The following is a 15,940-nucleotide window of genomic DNA, read 5'->3' as shown; positions in this document are numbered from 1 at the left end:
CTCCTCATGCCTGCTCAAGGCGGTCTGCACGCTGCGCGACCTTGGTGGTCACGCCCAGGCGCGGTACGTCGAAACCGTGGTCCAGGTCGAGCAACGGGAACAGCAAGTCGGCCACACGGTGGGCTTCATCGATCAGCGGGAAGCCGGACAGGATGAACGCCGAGGTGCCCTGGGCTTCGTACTCGCGAATGCGCTCGGCGACCTGCTCGGCGCTGCCCACCAGGTAGGTGCCGGCGGCCGGACCGAGAATGTTGAAGCCGAACAGGCTCGGGCCAAGCCAGACATTGGGGTAGATCTCCAGGTCCCGGGCCTTGGGCAGGTGCCCGGCGCGGATGGCCTCGACATTGCGCTGGGTTTGCGGGTCGTCGCTGTGGAAGCTGTCCAGGGTTTCACCGGCCGGCAGCTGGCGCTCGATGGCGTTGCGTGCCGTCTGCAACGAAGTGCGCTGCAGCAGCTTCTCGGCGTGGGCCCAGGCTTCTTCCTCGGTTTCACGGACGATGATTTGCAGGCGGGTGCCGAAGGTCAGTTCGCGCCCGACCTTGGCAGCTTCGGCGGCCACCTTGCGGAATTTTTCGCCGAGTTTCGGCGGGGTGTTGGCAAAGCTCAGGTACACATCCAGCAACTGCACCGAGTGAGCGACGCCAGGGCCCGAGGTGCCGGCGCCCCACAGCGGGATGCCGGGCTTCTGCTTCGGCGGGTGCCAACCGCCCAGGGGATGGCTGGCGGCGCCCGCAGCACGCGGGGCCAGCTTGACGTAGCGGCCGTCATAACCCGCGGTATCGCCGGCGTAGAAGCCCTGGAAGGCGCGCCAGTATTCGAGGCTGAAGTCATAACGTTCGTCGTGGGGGTAATGCACCCCCAAAGTGGCCAGGCCGGCGTCATTGCCGTTGACCACGTTGAACAGCAGGCGACCGTTGGAGAACTGGTCGAACGTCAGCGCCCATTTGGCCAGGACCGCCGGCGACAGTTCGCCAGGGTGCTGCGCTACCAGGAAACGCAGGCGCTGGGTGGCGTCGATCAACGACGCGGCCACCACCAGGCTTTCATTGGGGCTCGAGCCCAGCAACGAGCCGTAATACCCCAGGCGATCGCTGGCCACGGCCAACTGCTTGAGGTGTTCGAAATCGGTCTTCCAACGCCCCTCCGGCTCCCATGGATAGGGCCCGTCCGGAGTGGTGAGGTACCAGAGAATCTTGACTGCCATGTGCCTGTTCCTTGAATAAATAAATGCCCTGAAAAACCCAGGTCCTGCGGGCGATGGAGCTCAAGCCTTGTGTCGCGCTCAAGATCGCTATCGCTGGCAAGCCAGCTCCTACAAGGCGACATGCCCTCGAACCCAACAACGCCCCACGGCCGCCATCCCACCTGTAGGAGCCGGCTTGCCGGCGATAGGCCTCAAGCCTTGCGTCGCCCTCAGGACCGCTATCGCTGGCAAGCCAGCGCCTACAGGGCAGCGTGCCCTCGAACCCAACTCGCCCCACGGACGCCATCCCACCTGTAGGAGCCGGCTTGCCGGCGATGGGGATACCCCTCGGTGCCTGGTCAGTCCCGGCGGTCGATGGCGGGGACCAGGCCCAGTTCGGTGGCGCGCTCGTAAAGGCCGCTCATCTTCCATTGCTGGGTCAGCACCCCGGGGCCGTAGGGCCGGGAGCCGCCGAGGGCATCGGCCAGCAGTTGCAATTGCGCGCCCTCCTCCAGCAACAGGATGAATTCAGCCGTGGCCCGCAACCCCTGCTTGCCCCACACGGTGGAGCCGCCGTTGGCTTCCAGGATCGCCAGGTTGAAAGGGTTCTCGGCAATCTTGTCGAGGATGAAATCCACCTCCTGCTGACGCCGGTCGATGTACACCGGCAGCTCACGGGCCAACTGGTAACGCTGCACCGGCACATAGTGGAACGGCAGCGTGCGCTGGGTTTGGGCCCAGGCGCCGAGGTACGGCGAGTGCACGTGGGACACGGTGGTGATGTCGGCGTGTTCCTGGAACAGCTTGGTGTAACGCCCAAAGCCGCCCTTGCCCTTGCCGACAATCACCTTGCCGGCGAAGTCGGTGACGGTGGCCGTCAGCGGCTTGCGGTAGTTCCAGGGCCCGCCGTAGTTGACCGACACCAGCAGCTCCTCGCCCGGCACCCGCTCGATAAAGCCCACGGTGCCGTTGGCGGTGATGGTGTTGGTTTCACGGAACACGGTAAACGCCTCTTCGGCCTCCACCAGCACCTGGTTGATAAAGCCCTGCAGCTCTTGGCTGACGGGTTGTTCGTTGATCAGTACGGTCATGGCAGTTCTCCGGATTCAGGCGCGGCGCTTGGCCAACAGTTCATGGGCAGCTTGCAACGGACGCGGATCGACCCAGTCGGCGATGGCGAAATCCCCTTCCAGGAAGCCGTGCAGGTAAAGAAAGTTCTTTTGGATATCGAGGAACTCCAGGCGCTGAGGCGACAGGTCCGGAGCCAGGGTGGTGTGGAATTCGCCGCGGTAGGCCTCGGCCACACCGGCGCTGCCGGCACGGGTTTCCTCTTCGAGAATGGCGTTCAGGGCCTGGCGGTTATTGGCCGCCCAATCCGCGGCGCGCAGGGTTTGCGCGAGGAAACGCACCACCAGGTCAAAGTGGTTGTCCAGCAGGCTCTGGTGCACGGTGATCGGACGCGGCGTGCCGTTGTTGATGCGGTGGCGCGGCTCGGCGATCAGGTCCAGGTCGATGCCCACCACCAGGCCCAGGCGGCGGGCGGCATCGGCAGCGGACGCACCCTTGACATACACCGCGTCCACGTCGCCGCGCACCAGGTAGTCCAGGCCCGACCACAGGCGCTGCAAACCTTCCTGGGGATTGCTCGCCAGTTCCTGGTTCTGCAGCGCCACCTCCACCAGCTCAACGTCGTCAAAACCCAGGCCCGCCAGGCTTAACGCGCCCTTGTAACCGTGCAGGCTCATGGCCCGGGCGATGCTGCCGGGACGGCTGTCGCCCCAGGCCGGCAGGGCCAGGCGCTTGCCCTTGAGGTCTTCGGGGCGACGGATACCGGAATCCGGGCGAACCAAAATAGTCTGCCACTCCTCGATCCAGGTCAGGCCGATCAAGCGGCTTGGCGAACCAGCGGCGCGGGCAGCCAGGGCCGGCACGTTGCCGCCTTCGCGAAACAGCCCGGGCAACTGGTGATCGTAATGGTGATGACCCAACTGCCGGGCCTCTTGCAAGGTCGAGACCGGCAGGCCATCGGCCGCGAATTCCTCGCTGAGCCAGCCGAGTTTGTAGGCGATTCCCGAAGCGGTCGGGACCGGGCAGCGGGTAAACCAGATCTGGTCCAGTTCAGCCTGGACAGCGGGCTTGGGCTGGGTGGCGGCAAGCGTCATGGAAGCTCCTTGGAATGGATGAGCAATAGCGTCGGTTGAGAGAGCTATTGCAGCGCCCGTGCCAAAAGCGCAAAGCCCCGGTTTACAAGGCCTTGCGCCCTGCCCGCAAAAAATCGCAACAGCCGATTGCTGGCCTGCCAGCAGCATTGCGCGGCGACTGCTGCTGTTGGAGCAGCAGGCCATAGGGCGCTGCTGCTCCAGCAACAACCGGAGGCTTCCAGGGTTTCGCCCGCACCTGTGCAAGCCACGCCGTTCAAGGCCTGCAGCGCATATTCAGACGCACAAAAACGCTCTGGCGCAGAACTTGCTCAAGGGTGTTTCAACACGGGCTGCCTTAAGTCCTGCGAGGGCTTTAGGCCAACACGGCGCCCGGCCATCGTTTTAATTACCCGAGGTACAGCAATGACTACGGTCGAACGTAACCCCGCGACACCGCTACACGAGCAAGCACCGATCCGCCTGTTGCAAAGCGAGGCCCAGGCCATTGCCGTGGCCAAAGAGATTGCCCGGGAGATTGCCGAAATCGCCGCCGACAGCCGACAAAACGGCCAGCTGCCCAGGCGCCAGGCGCAACTCTTGTCAGAGAGCGGCCTGACCTCGATCGGCGTGCCCAAGTCATTCGGCGGTCTGGGGGCCTCGGTAGAAACCATCGTCGAAACCGTGCGCCTGATTTCCGTGGCCGATGGCGGCGTCGGCCAATTGCTGCAGATCCACAACGTGATGCTGCGGGGGATCTTCAACGGTTACCCCGATGAAGTACGCGATCGACTGGTCAGCGACGTGCTGGCCGGCAAGCGCTTCGGCAATGCCCTGGCGGAGATCGGCGGCAAGAACAAGTTCGCCCTCAAGACCCGGGTCGAGCGCCGGGACGATGGCAAGCTGATCCTTAACGGCAGCAAGTTCTACTCCACCGGCTCTTACCTCGCCGAATGGATTTCCCTGACCGCCGCCAGCGAAGACGGCGGCGCCGGGGTCCTGCTCAACCGCGACACCCCGGGCCTGACCCTGGTGGACGACTGGGACGCCTTCGGCCAGAAGAACTCGGTGAGCGGCACGGTGATCTTCGACAACATTGAGCTCGACGAGCGTTTTGTGTCCCAGCGCAAGGGCCCGATGAAACGCACCGGCCTGACCTTCCCGCAGATTCTGCACGCGGCCATCGACACCGGGATTACCGCCGGCGCCTTGTCGGCGGCGGTCGATTACCTCAAGCACAACGCCCGGCCCTGGGTGGAGAGCGGCGTCGACCATGCCAATGAAGAACCGCACATCATCAAGCAGATCGGCGAATACGCGGTGGCGCTGCGGGCCGCCGAATCCCTGCTGCGCGATGCCGCGCGGGTGTTCGACCAGCACGAACTGAACCCGGACAACAAAGAGCTGCAGGACGAACTGATCCTCTCGGTGGCCACGCCCGGGCCCATTCCGACAGGGCCTCGTTGAAGATTTCCAGCGACATCTTCTCGCTGCTGGGAGCCAGTTCGTCCCTGAGCAAATGGAACCTCGACCGCTTCTGGCGCAACGCCCGGGTGCACACCACCCACGACCCGATCCGCTGGCGCCTGCACCACGTGGGCAACTACTACCTCAACGGCATTGACCCGGGCGAATACACCGCCATCCTCAACGCCAAGGAAAAACAAGGCGCCACCCGCCCGGCGACCTGAACCCGTTACACAAGCCGGCTTATGTAGGAGCTGGCTTGCCAGCGATAGCGTCCTCAAGGCCAACACCAGGCTTGAAGGCCCCATCGCCGGCAAGCCGGACTCCTACAAGGGTGGCCACACCTCACATGTGTAGGAGCTGGCTTGCCAGCGATAGCGTCCTCAAAGCCAACACCTGGCTTGAAGGCCCCATCGCCGGCAAGCCGGGCTCCTACAAGGCTGGCCACCCCTCACATGTGTAGGAGCTGGCTTGCCAGCGATGGCGCCCTCAAGGCCGACACCAGGCTTGAAGGCCTCATCGCCGGCAAGCCGGGCCCCTACAAGGATGGCGACACCTCACACGTGTAGGAGCTGGCTTGCCAGCGATAGCGCCCGCAAGGTCGATACAAGACTTGAAGGCCTCCCCCAGATGCTCCGATTTTTGAATGAGTCCTGCATGATCGAAAAACACCCTCTTTTGCGCTGCCTGGCGATTTACCGGGAAATGCCTTGGCGTTTTGCCCTGGTGGCCGGGCTGTATATCGCCGTCAACCTCGGGCTGGTCTGGCAGCAATGGCTTATCGGCCATGCGGTCAACGATGTCAGCGCCGGGCGTGCGGTGGTGCGCCAGGCCGACGGCAGCCTGGACGCCAGCCTCGGTTGGTACTGGCTGTGGCTGATGCTCGCGGTGGCCCTCGGCCGTGGCGTGCTGCAATACGCGGCCAGCGTGCTGTCCCTGGTGCTCAGCCAGGAACTGCTGACCCGCCTGCGTGAACGCATCCTGCAGCAGGTGCAGGACTTGCACCTGGGCTACCACTGGCAGCACGGCATGGGGGAAATGATCACCCGCACGACACGTGACGCCGACAAGGTCCGCGACGCCTTGATCAGCTTCTGGCGCCAAGTGGTGGAAACGCCCCTGGTGGTCTTGGCCACGGTGGGCCTGTTGAGTGTGTACAACCCGCTGCTGGGGCTGGTGCCGCTGTTACTGACGGCGTTCGGCCTGTGGATTTTCGTGCGCCAGACCGAGCGCCTGGTGAGCCTCGACCGGGCCGTGGGGGCGGCCTATGACCGGGTCAACCAGGACCTCAGCGAGGGCATTGGCGGGGTCCGGGTGATCAAGTCCTTCGGCCTCGAACAGCACCGCATCCAGGGCTTCGCCGCCCAGGTGGCGTTGTTTGCCCACCACGCGCGCCAGGCCCTGGCCTACTCCAGCTCACGCATCCCCCTGCCCCAGGCCGTGGTCGCCCTGGGCCACGTGTGGATCCTGGTCTACGGCGCCCATTTGGTGGCCGCCGGGCAACTGGGCATCGGTGAACTGGTGACCTCACTGCTGATCGCCACCACCCTGGTGTTTCGCATCGAGGGCATTGGCCGGGTGATGCAAACCTTTGCCGACGCCCGCTCCAGCGCCGAGCGCATCTGGCAATTGCTCGACGAACCGGCGGCCATCCGTAGCGCCGACGCTCGCCTGCCCGACAGCCCGCTGAGCCTGAAGCTGGAACGGGTCAGTGTCAGCGCCCCCGGTGGTGGCCTGGACATCCTCCATGACTGCTCCCTGACCTTGCAGCCGGGGGAAATCGTCGCCCTGGTGGGCGCCACCGGCACGGGCAAAAGCCTGTTGGCCAGCCTGCTGCCGCGTCTTAGCGACGTCAGTTGCGGGCGCCTGCTGCTGGGCTCGGACAGCGCCGGCTGGCAAGACATCCGCGACCTGGACTTGCAGCAACTGCGGCGCCGGGTGCACGTGGTGCCCCAGGAAAGCTTTCTGTTTTCCGACACCCTGGCAGCCAACCTGCGCCTGACCGCCCCCGGCGCCAGCGACGCGCAACTGCGCCACGGCCTGGCCCTGGCGGCCGCCGAAGACGTGCTGGAGCGCCTGCCTCAAGGCTTGAACACGCCCCTGGGCGACCGCGGCGTGACCCTGTCCGGCGGCCAGCGCCAGCGCCTGAGCCTGGCCCGGGCGCTGCTCGGTGAGCCGGACATCCTCTGCCTCGACGACGCCACCAGCGCCCTGGATGCCATCAGCGAACGCCAGGTGCTGAACAACATCCGTCAATTGCGCCGCGACCAGGGCCGGGCCACCACCTTGCTGGTGATCTCCAGCAAGCTCTCGACCATTCTTCTGGCCGACCGGGTGCTGATGCTCCAGGACGGCAAGATCGCCGCCAGCGGCACCCACGCTGAACTGTTGACGGCCAATGCGGACTACCGCGACCTGCTGGGGATCGACCATGGCTAACCCAAGCGCCGGCAAGGCGCTGAGCGACATCGAAATTGAAGAAATGCTGGCGAAAAAAGGCCTTGGACCGCAGCATGTTCAGCCGCCTGCTGCCGCTGCTGAAGCCGATTCGCGGGCCGATACTGGCGGTGATCGGCATCGAGGTGCTGCTGGTGTTCACGGTGTTCCTGCGCCCTTGGTTCGTCCGCGAACTGCTGGACAGCGGGCTGATCCGCGACGGCGACCACTGGCTGCTGGACGAGCGCCTGGTGCTGTGGCTCGGCCTCGGGCTGGCGGCCAGTTGGCTGGGGCGTTTTGTGCTCGCCGGGGTGTCCCAGTTGATTGCCGGCAGCGCGGCGATCCGGGTGCTCAACGACCTGCGGGTGCAGGTGTTCGCCCATGTCCAGGCGCTGAGCGTCAGCTACTTCGACCAGACCCGCGCCGGGCGGATCATTTCCCGTGCCGACCGCGACGTCGACAGCCTGGAACCCTTGCTGATCCAGGGCCCGCCGGAACTGCTGGGGGCCTTGCTGCGCTGTGGGCTGGCGTCGCTGATGCTGTGGCGCATCGACCCGCGATTCTTCCTCGCCCTGGCGGCCACGGTGCCCTTGCTGGTGCTGGCGACCTGGGGGTTCAAGCGTATTTCCCAGCGCAACTGGGCCAAGGTGGCGGAGAACCGCAGCCGCTTCACCGCCCACCTGGTGGAAAGTGTCAGCGGCGCGCGGATGCTGCAGCAATGCACCCAGCAAACCCCGAACCTCAAGCGCTACCGTGGCTTGCTGGATGACTTCAACCAGGCACTGATTCGCGGCAGCCTGCGCTCCAGCTGGTTCGCCCCGTTCACCGCGCTGCTCAGTTCGGCAGGTATGGCCGGGTTGTTGCTGGTGGGCGCCTTCGGCCTGGCCACGGCGGACATCAGCGTCGGTCAGGTGGCGGAAAGCCTGTTCTATGTGTTCCTGTTCCTCGGCCCCCTGCAAGAACTGTCGGACCTCTTCGAGCGCTACGCCACCGGCTCGGCCTCGGCCCAGCGCATCTTCCTGTTGCTCGACACCCGGCCACAGATCGTCGACAGCGCCACGCCCCAGCGCCTGGGGCGAGCTCGCGGGGAGGTGAATTTCCAGCAGGTGCGCTTTGCCTACGACACCAAGAGCCCGACACCGGTGATCCATGACCTGGACCTGCACATTCGTGCCGGTGAAGTGCTGGCCATCGTGGGCCCCTCGGGCCATGGCAAAAGCACCCTGGTACAGCTGTTGACGCGGTTCTACGAGGTGCAGGCCGGCGCGGTGCAACTGGATGGCGTGGATATTCGCCAACTGACCCAGCATGACCTGCGGCGCAATGTCGGCGTGGTGCTGCAAGACAACGTGCTGTTCAGTGGCAGCATCCTCGACAACCTGCGCCTGGCCGCGCCCCAGGCCGACGATGCCGCCTTGATTGCCGCCGCCCGGGAACTGGGGGCGGATGAAGTGCTGGAGCGCCTGCCCCACCAGTACCAGACCGAAGTCGGGCCGTTGGGCGGGCACCTGAGCCACGGCCAGCGGCAACTGGTGTGCCTGGTGCGTGCGTACCTGGCAGACCCGGCGGTGCTGGTGCTGGACGAAGCCACCTCGGCGGTCGATATCCATACCGAGCGGCGCATCCAGCGGGCCTTGCGCCGCCTGTGCGAAGGGCGCACGGCGATCATCATCGCCCACCGCCTGGCAACCATTCGCGATGCCGATCGGATCGCCGTGATTCGTCACGGGCGCCTGGTGGAGCAAGGTCCGCACCATCGGTTGATCGACCAGGGTGGCGCCTATGCAGCGCTGTACCAGACCTACCTGCGCAGCGCCGAAACGGCTGAAACCGCGTAGATCCGCCTCAAGGGCCCTATCGCCGGCAAGCCGGCTCCTACAGGACACGTCAACCACGGCTCCCGTTGTAGGCGCTGGCTTGCCAGCGAAGGCGTCCCCAAACCTAGCCTGCATCTCAAGGGCCTCATCGCCGGCAAGCCGGGCTCCTACAGGGCACGTCAACCACGGCTCCCGTTGTAGGAGCTGGCTTGCCAGCGATGGCGTCTCTAAGCCTAGCCTGTGTCCCAAGGGCCTCATCGCTGGCAAGCCGGCTCCTACAGGGCGTGTCAGCCGTGCGGGCGTGCTGCGCGCTCAGCAGCGGTTGCTGACGGGGTGTTGCTACAGACGCACCCCGGCCGGGGTTGCTCGTAGGGATTATTGGCAAAGCCCCGCCCCTGCTGGCTGAAACCGCTTCGGGCGGTGCATGGCATGGCCGTTGCAGTTCCTGTGCAAAGGCGTCTTCGCACCTGCGGGCGCAATGCGTTACTGAATCAGGAGCACCCATGAGCACTGAATTTTTCTGGCGCCTGCCGCTGGGAACCGACGGTCCGCAGTTGACCACCGACAAACACAACCGTGGCAACCCGGATTACCGCCCTGGGCACATCGCCCCGGGACGCCTGCCCAATGGCGAGCCGGACGACTTCACCTACATCGACTACATCGCCCAAGTGGCCAAGGCGGCTGAAATCGCCGGTTTCGAAGGGGCCCTGCTGCCCACCGGCCCCGAGCCCTGGATCGCCGCCGCGGCCCTGGCTCGGGAAACCCGGCGCATCAAGTTCCTGATCGCCTTCCAGGCCACCTGGACCCTGCCGGCCTACGCCGCCCAGCAAGCGGCGATCCTGCAGAACCTCAGCCGTGGCCGCCTGGAGTGGAACATCATCACCGGCGGCAACCCCGCCAGCCAGCGGGCCAACGGCGACTTTCTCGACCACGACCGGCGCTACCAGCGCACCGGCGAATTCCTCGACATCATCCAGGGCCTGTGGGAACACGAGCGGTTCTCCTACGACGGCGATATCTACCAACTTGAAAACGGCGCCCTGCCCCCCGGCCTGCAGCATGAACGCAAGCCCGGCGTGTACTTCTCCGGTTTCTCCGATGCGGCTCTGGATGTGGCCGCCAAGCACGCCGACGTCTACCTGAACTGGGCCGAGCCCATCGATCAGCTCAAGCCCCACATCGAGCGGGTGCGCGAACTGGCGGACAAACAGGGGCGCAGCGTGCGCTTCGGCTTGCGGGTCGACCTGTTCGCCCGGGAAACCGAGGAACAGGCCTGGGCCGACCTGCGCAGCCAGTTCGACAAGCTCGAAGGCAAGAGCAGCGTGGTCGCCAAAGGCTTCAGCAGCGGTTCCGACTCGGTGGGCGGCGCCCGACAGAGTGCCTATCACCAGAACATTTCCCGCTTCGACGACTTGATCATCGGCCCCAACCTCTGGGCCGGCTTCGCCAAGGCCAAGCCGGGCCCCACCGTGGGCCTGGTGGGCAGCCACCAGAACATCGCCGAACGCCTGGTGGAATACCGCGACGCCGGCTTCTCGACCTTTATTCTCGCCGGCAACCCACACCTGGAAGAGGCCCTGCGCATTGGCCAGGAAGTCCTGCCGCTGGTGCACCAGCGCCCGGTTGCCGAAACGCCCCACCCTTTGCTGGCCAGCGCCTGAACGCTGATGGAGAACACCTGAGATGAGCCAACCCCTCGATTCACTGTGGTACACCCGCTGCCCGGTTCCCACGGGCCTGGGCATCGCCGTGCAGCAAGGCTGGCTGCAGGACCGGGTCGGCGCCCTGGGCACCCGGGTGCAGTCCCTGCGTGAGTCCAACGACCAGGCTGTACGCGAATCGCATTTTGATCACAGCCTGCGCAACTCGGTGCGCCACGGCGGCAATATCCCGGCGATCTGGGCCCGCGCCCAAGGCCGGGAAACCCGGGTCATCGGCCTGTCCTGGGCCGATGAGGCGCAACTGATCCTGACCCGCCCGGACAGCGGCATCCGCACCGTCAAGGACCTCAAGGGGCGGCGCTTCGGCCTGCCGGACTGGGCCGGCGCACAGATCGACTTCACCCGCGCCCAGGCCCTGCGCGGCCTGGAAAACGCCCTCAAGCTCGAAGACCTGCAGGTCGGCGATATGCAACTGCTGAACTTTCGCTACGGCGGCACCTTCAGCGACCAGCCCGTGCACACCGTGGCCGACACCCCGGTGCTGGCAGCCACCCGCCAGGGCCGCAACCTGGAGCTGCAAGGCCTGCTGCGCGGCGAAGTCGATGCGATTTTTCTCAAGGGCGCCAGCGCCGCCCAATACGCCCACGATTTTGGCCTGCACACGGTGATCGATACCGGCGCCCACCCGGACCCGCTGATCCGTAGCAACAACGGCACGCCGCGCACCCTGACCGTCGACCTGCACCTGCTGCAGGAGCATTTCGACGTGGCCAGCGGCATTCTCGATTCGGTGCTGCGCGCCGAGCGCTGGGCCCACACCCACCCCGAAGACACCCGACGCTACCTGGCCCGGGAAACCAACAGCAGCGAATACTGGGTCAGCGCCGCCTATGGCAATGACGCCCACCTGCGCCTGCGCACCGCACTCGACGAACAGGCCATCTCCGCCCTGCAGGACTTTGTCCAGTTCCTGCACCGCTGGCGCTTCATTGCGCAGAGTTTCGATGTACGCCAGTGGATCGATCACCGGCCCTTGCACGCCCTGCTGGACACCCCCATTGCCCTGCCCGGCTAACCCGCCAGGTTTCATGGATTCGAATTGAAGACCCTTATGAGCAAACCACTCGATACCCTTTGGTACACCCACAGCCCAGTGCCCACCGGGCTGGGCATCGCCGTGCAGTCCGGTCGCCTGGCGGAAGCCTTCCTGCCGTTCGGCACCAATATCCAGTCCCTGCGCGAATCCAGCGAACGCGAAGTGCGCGAGGCCCACTACGACCACCACCTGCAGAATTCGGTGCGCCACGGCGGCAACATTCCGGCCATCTGGGCCTATGCCAGCGGCGTGCAGACCCGCGTCCTCGGCCTGTCCTGGAGTGACGAGGTGCAGTTGATCCTGAGCACCGCGGAAAGCGGCGTGAAGAGCATCCGCGACTTGAAAAACCGTCGTTTCGGCTTGCCGAAATGGGCCAATGTGCAAATCGACTTCACCCGCGCCCAGGCCCTGCGCGGCCTGGAAAATGCCCTCAAGCTCGAAGGCCTGGCCGTCAGCGACGTAGAGCTGGTGGACTACCCCTATGGCGGCACCTACAGCGACGAGCAGAAACAACACCTGTACGGCTCGGAAGTCAGCCTCGGGGTGACCCGTTTCAGCCGGCGCAACAACGAACTGATCGGCCTGCTGCGGGGCGACATCGATGCGATCTTCCTCAAGGGCGCCCACGCCGTGCACCTGGCCAACGAATTCGGCCTGCACGTGGTGGTGGACACCGGCTCCCACCCGGACCCGCTGATCCGTTCCAACAACGGCACGCCGCGGACCCTGACCGTGGACACTCACCTGCTGCAGGAACACTTCGACGCCAGTGTGAAAATCGTCGACACCGTGCTGCGCACCGAGCAGTGGGCCTGGGCCAACCCCGAGGAAACCCGGCGTTTTCTCGCCCGCGAACTCAACACCAGCGAGTACTGGGTGGCGGCGGCCTATGGCGAAGACGCCCACCGCCGCCTGCGCACCACCCTGGATGCCCGCTCCATCGAAGCCCTGCAAGACTTCACCGACTTCCTCCATCGCTGGAACTTCATCCCGCGGCGCTTCGATGTACGCGACTGGATCGACTTCAGCGTGCTGGAAAAAGTCATCGGTTCCACCTCCCGCGTCGCTGTTTGATCCTCGGCCAGCGCCTGTGGCAGGTGCTGGCGACTCCCACCGCCCCCGTGCTATCGCCGGCAAGCCGGCTCCTACAAAAAACAATGCAATCACCCGGGGTGCCGGGTGTTGGTTGGGCAGCACTTTGGCCGGTCACGCTTGCTGCTCCAGCAGCACCCTTCACGCAACTTCTGCTGAATAACCGACAGGCTCTTTGGAACGTGTTGGCTCCAACTAACCATGGCCTTTTAAAACAACTTGAAACGTGTCTTTTTAATGATTTAAATCTTTTTATTTCAATAACTTATCAAAACTAAAGAACGAACAAATCCTCTTGGCACGATCTCTGCTCTAGTCCAGATAGAGAAACTTTCAAGGGGGAGATTCAAATGCATAAGCTTAATCCGATTACCAAGAGTATCTGGCTGGCCCTGCTTCTGGCGGGAGGCACCCTCGGTGAGGCGGCATTGGCTGCTGAAGCCGACACCACCGACAGCGAACAGACCCGCAATGAACCGGCATTGAAAACCGTGACCGTCACTGCCCAGCACCGGGAAGAAACCCTGCAAGAGGTTCCGGTGGCGGTATCGGCGGTCCAGGGCACCAGCATCACCGCCGACGGCGTGCGCGCCATGGGCGACATCACCACCTTTATTCCCAACGCCTCGGCCAAGAACCCCGATGGCGACGGCCGCCCCCGCTGGTACATCCGCGGCCTGGGCACCGGTGACACCGGTGCCGCCACGGTTTTCCCGGTGGGCATCTATGCCGACGACGTCTACCTCAACGCGCCCATTGCCGGCGGCGGCCCGCTGTTCGACCTGGAGCGCATCGAGGTCCTGCGCGGGCCCCAGGGCACCCTGTACGGCAAGAACACCACGGCCGGTGCGGTGAACATCATTTCCAAGAAGCCCAGCTTCGACACCGACGGTTTTGGCACCCTGGGTTTTGGCAGCAAGAACGAGCGCATCATCAGCGGCGCCATTGGCGGCGCCCTGGTGGATGAGAAGCTGGCAGCGCGGGTTTCCCTGTACTCCGAGGAACGCGACGGCTTCCAGAAAAACCTCAACGACGACCACACCTACGGCGACGTCAACAAGAAGGCCGTGCGCCTGCAGTTCCTGGCCCAGCTCAACCCGGACCTGGACGCCCTGTTGAAGCTGCACAGCCGCGAGTTCAAGGGCGACGGCAGCAACGGCTCGTTGCCGGTGGGCACCTACTACAACGTCGGCTATCAACGGCCCCATGGGCGCAACACCGACCTCAATGTCAACGAAGACGCCAAGCTCGATCACGATGGCACCTCCCTGACCCTGAACTGGCACCTGGGCGACTACACCCTGACGTCCATCAGTGCCTATGACTGGATTCGCGGGCAGTCCACCAGCGACGCCGACTACACCCCGTACGAAGTCAACGGCGCGGCCATCAGCGACAACAAATACACCCAGTACTCCCAGGAGCTGCGCCTGGCCTCGCCGCAACAGGAAACCCTGCGCTGGCTGCTGGGCGCCCACTACTTCCATGAAGACCTGGACAGTTCGGCCAAGCGCATCATCACCCCGGGCGCGCGCCCAACGGCACCGGTTCGAACCAGGTCGGCACCACGGCCTTTCGCAACCTCGACTACACCCACACCACCGACAGCTATGCGCTGTTCGGCAACCTGACCTACGACTTCACCGATGATTTCAGCGTCACCGGCGGCCTGCGCTGGACCCAGGAAAAGAAAGACATCGACCTCGACCTGACCCAGCTGACCCGCGCCACCGCCAACGGCCCGCTGATTCCCCTGGCGGCGGCCGGCAGCAACGGCAGCAGCGAGAAGGACAAGACCTGGGAAGCCTGGACCTACGACCTGACCCCGGAATACCGCATCAACGACAACCTGCGGGTGTTTATGCGTTACGCCCATGGCTTCCGTTCCGGCGGTTTCAACACCGGCCTGTCCACCAGCCTGTCGCAACTGACCACGGTCGATCCGGAACAGCTGGACGCCTATGAAGTCGGCCTCAAGTCCGAGTGGTTCAACCGCCGGCTGACGGTCAACGCCAACGTTTTCTACTACGACTATTCGGACATCCAGGTGAACCTGTTGACGGTCAACAACGGCGTGTTGACCACCGCCTTGACCAACGGCGCCAAGGGCAAGGTCAAGGGCGCCGAGCTGGAAATCGAAGGCCAGCCCACCGACTACCTGCACCTGCGGGCGGCGGTGTCTTTCCTCGACAGCCAGTACACCGAGTTCAAGAACACCAACCCCACCACCGGCGCGGTGACCGGCGACTACAGCGGCAACAGCTTCGTGCGCTCGCCGCGCAACGTGGTGTCCCTGGGGGCCGACTACACCTTCCCGCTGGAGATCGGCGGCAAGCTGGTGGCCGGTGGCGACGTGAGCTTCCGCGACAAGGAATACTTCCTCGCCGACCGCCAGAGCAGCCCCGACAAGACCCTGAGCCAGCCCCACTACACCCTGGCCAACAGCCGCCTGACCTGGTTCAGCCCGGATAAAAAGCTCAGCGTCACCGGCTTCGTCAACAACCTCACCGACCGTCGCTACCAGGTGCATGGCCGACCCAACGGTGGCCTGGGCCAGTACGTCATCACCTACGGCGACCCACGCACCGTCGGCCTGAGCGTGACCAGCCGCTTCTAACCCACACCCCCTGTAGGAGCCGGCTTGCCGGCGATAGGGCCCCCAGGCCCTGGGCAGGTCTCAAGACCACCATCGCTGGCAAGCCAGCTCCTACCGCAACCCGACCTACCGCACCAACGCGTTGATCGGCATTTTTATTAGAAAGGAATTCACCTTATGTTCCATCGCAATCCGTTGGCCGGCGCCGTGGCGCTGGTCATCGGCAGCCTTGCCGTGCCTGCGTTCGCTGCCGAAAGCTCAACCTCGTCCCCTTCTGCCACCAGCGATCACCTGGATACCGTGGTGGTGCTCGGCACCCGCCGCAGTGATGTCACCGCCCTGGAAAGCGCCGCTCCGGTGGACGTGCTCTCCGGCGAGCAGTTGCAACACACCGGGGCCAGCGACTTGTCCGGTGCCCTGGCCGCATTGTCGCCGTCCTTCAGCTTCCCCC

The 15,940-nt window shown here is 64.8% G+C and carries 8 protein-coding genes and 4 pseudogenes; 9 read left to right on the top strand and 3 right to left on the bottom strand.

The window, feature by feature from the left end:
• Nucleotides 1-4: 4 nt before the first annotated feature.
• The 3 genes from M1B34_RS17330 to M1B34_RS17320 form a co-directional block, all read right to left on the bottom strand.
• Nucleotides 5-1,204 carry an LLM class flavin-dependent oxidoreductase gene (locus M1B34_RS17330; protein ID WP_268265746.1) on the bottom strand — a complete coding sequence of 400 codons (1,200 nt, stop codon included), beginning with the start codon at nt 1,202-1,204 and terminating at the stop codon, nt 5-7.
• A 338-nt stretch (nt 1,205-1,542) separates the two neighbouring features.
• On the bottom strand, nt 1,543-2,274 hold the full coding sequence (locus M1B34_RS17325) for a class II aldolase/adducin family protein (protein ID WP_123332769.1): 732 nt from the start codon (nt 2,272-2,274) through the stop codon (nt 1,543-1,545).
• Between the two features lie 15 nt (nt 2,275-2,289).
• Nucleotides 2,290-3,345, bottom strand: a complete 1,056-nt coding sequence (locus tag M1B34_RS17320) for an ABC transporter substrate-binding protein (protein ID WP_123332767.1) — start codon at nt 3,343-3,345, stop codon at nt 2,290-2,292.
• Nucleotides 3,346-3,747: 402 nt separating this feature from the next.
• Between M1B34_RS17320 and M1B34_RS17315 the strand changes: the two are divergent.
• The 9 genes and pseudogenes from M1B34_RS17315 to M1B34_RS17275 all read left to right on the top strand — a co-directional run.
• Nucleotides 3,748-5,012 (top strand): annotated as a pseudogene (locus tag M1B34_RS17315) (acyl-CoA dehydrogenase family protein).
• A 433-nt stretch (nt 5,013-5,445) separates the two neighbouring features.
• On the top strand, nt 5,446-7,227 hold the full coding sequence (locus M1B34_RS17310; protein WP_268265745.1) for an ABC transporter ATP-binding protein: 1,782 nt from the start codon (nt 5,446-5,448) through the stop codon (nt 7,225-7,227).
• Nucleotides 7,220-9,062 (top strand): annotated as a pseudogene (locus M1B34_RS17305) (ABC transporter ATP-binding protein). The gene M1B34_RS17310 and the pseudogene M1B34_RS17305 overlap by 8 nt, the downstream one beginning before the upstream one ends.
• Before the next feature lie 482 nt (nt 9,063-9,544).
• Nucleotides 9,545-10,705, top strand: coding sequence for an LLM class flavin-dependent oxidoreductase (locus M1B34_RS17300; protein ID WP_268265744.1), 1,161 nt, complete (start codon nt 9,545-9,547; stop codon nt 10,703-10,705).
• Nucleotides 10,706-10,727: 22 nt separating this feature from the next.
• Nucleotides 10,728-11,780, top strand: coding sequence for an ABC transporter substrate-binding protein (locus M1B34_RS17295; RefSeq protein WP_268265743.1), 1,053 nt, complete (start codon nt 10,728-10,730; stop codon nt 11,778-11,780).
• A 36-nt stretch (nt 11,781-11,816) separates the two neighbouring features.
• Nucleotides 11,817-12,875: an ABC transporter substrate-binding protein gene (locus M1B34_RS17290; protein ID WP_268265742.1), complete on the top strand. Its 1,059-nt coding sequence runs from the start codon at nt 11,817-11,819 to the stop codon at nt 12,873-12,875.
• Nucleotides 12,872-13,171 (top strand): hypothetical protein, encoded by a 300-nt coding sequence (locus tag M1B34_RS17285; RefSeq protein WP_268265751.1) that lies wholly within the window; start codon nt 12,872-12,874, stop codon nt 13,169-13,171. The genes M1B34_RS17290 and M1B34_RS17285 overlap by 4 nt, the downstream gene beginning before the upstream one ends.
• Before the next feature lie 72 nt (nt 13,172-13,243).
• Nucleotides 13,244-15,510 (top strand): annotated as a pseudogene (locus tag M1B34_RS17280) (TonB-dependent receptor).
• Between the two features lie 156 nt (nt 15,511-15,666).
• A pseudogene (locus M1B34_RS17275) lies at nt 15,667-15,940 on the top strand (TonB-dependent receptor); the annotation flags it as partial.

This window comes from Pseudomonas morbosilactucae (assembly GCF_023241715.1).
Lineage (GTDB): Bacteria > Pseudomonadota > Gammaproteobacteria > Pseudomonadales > Pseudomonadaceae > Aquipseudomonas > Aquipseudomonas morbosilactucae.
Note: the sequence above shows the minus strand (reverse complement) of the source record. Positions and strands in the feature narration are given on the sequence as shown.

What these genes read in the sequence shown, in the direction of transcription:
- M1B34_RS17330 (WP_268265746.1), bottom strand. Translation starts at nt 1,204, where the DNA reads ATGGCAGTCAAGATTCTCTGGTACCTCACCACTCCGGACGGGCCCTAT.
- M1B34_RS17325 (WP_123332769.1), bottom strand. Translation starts at nt 2,274, where the DNA reads ATGACCGTACTGATCAACGAACAACCCGTCAGCCAAGAGCTGCAGGGC.
- M1B34_RS17320 (WP_123332767.1), bottom strand. Translation starts at nt 3,345, where the DNA reads ATGACGCTTGCCGCCACCCAGCCCAAGCCCGCTGTCCAGGCTGAACTG.
- M1B34_RS17310 (WP_268265745.1), top strand. Translation starts at nt 5,446, where the DNA reads ATGATCGAAAAACACCCTCTTTTGCGCTGCCTGGCGATTTACCGGGAA.
- M1B34_RS17300 (WP_268265744.1), top strand. Translation starts at nt 9,545, where the DNA reads ATGAGCACTGAATTTTTCTGGCGCCTGCCGCTGGGAACCGACGGTCCG.
- M1B34_RS17295 (WP_268265743.1), top strand. Translation starts at nt 10,728, where the DNA reads ATGAGCCAACCCCTCGATTCACTGTGGTACACCCGCTGCCCGGTTCCC.
- M1B34_RS17290 (WP_268265742.1), top strand. Translation starts at nt 11,817, where the DNA reads ATGAGCAAACCACTCGATACCCTTTGGTACACCCACAGCCCAGTGCCC.